An 826-nucleotide genomic window follows, 5' to 3' on the forward strand; every position below is an offset into this window, starting at 1 on the left:
CGATGGCTTCGCGCGGGCTGATGCCGAAGAACGCCGAGTCGAACCCGGCGACGTCATCCAAGAACCCACCCTCGACGACATAGCTCTTCCCGGCCACGTCCGGATCGGGATCGTAAAGACCCTCGACGTCCCAGCCTCGGTCCACGGGGAAGCCCGACATCGCGTCGGTTCCCGTATCCACCAGCCGCCAGAGGTCCTCCGGACCCGCGACCCCGCCGGGGAACCGGCAACTCATCGCCACGATCGCAATCGGCTCATCACTGGCCGCGGTGGCCACCACTGGTCCAGCGGTACCAGCCTGCTCACCCAGCACCTCCGAGAGGAGCCGCTCTGCCAGCGAGGTAGGTGTGGGGTGGTCGAACACCAGGGTGGCTGGCAGCCGGACGTCCGTCGCCGCGGTGAGCCGGTTGCGGAGTTCCAGCGCGGTGAGTGAGTCGAATCCGGCTTCTTTGAATGCCCGGCCCGCGTCCACTCCACTAGTTCCGGACAGACCTAGGACGGCGGCGGCGTGGGTTCGGACGAGGTCGATCAGGAACGTGGTGCGTTGTTCGTCGGTCATCGAAACGAGCCTGCGGGCCAATCCACCTGTCTCGATGGTGGCCGCAGTGTTCCGCACTGGCGCTGTGCGGGACACCAGCCCGCTCAACAACGGCGGAATGTTCTCACTTCTGCCCAGTGCGGCGGTGTCCAGCTTGGCGGCCAGCACGTAGGCGGGTTCGGCGAACCGGGCCAGGTCGAACAGACCCATGCCCTCCTCGCTGCTCAACAGGGCCAACCCGGATGCGTTGATCCGCCGCATATCGGTAACACCCAGATGCCCGGTCAT

The 826-nt window shown here is 66.3% G+C and carries 1 protein-coding gene; it reads right to left on the reverse strand.

Annotated elements, in window-relative coordinates:
- A partial coding sequence (locus OOZ19_RS29965; RefSeq protein ID WP_323055199.1) for an acyl carrier protein occupies positions 1-748 on the reverse strand: 748 nt, incomplete at its 3' end.
- Between the last annotated feature and the right edge of the window lie 78 nt (positions 749-826).

This window comes from Saccharopolyspora sp. NFXS83 (genome assembly GCF_026241095.1).
Classification (GTDB): Bacteria; Actinomycetota; Actinomycetes; order Mycobacteriales; family Pseudonocardiaceae; genus Saccharopolyspora_C.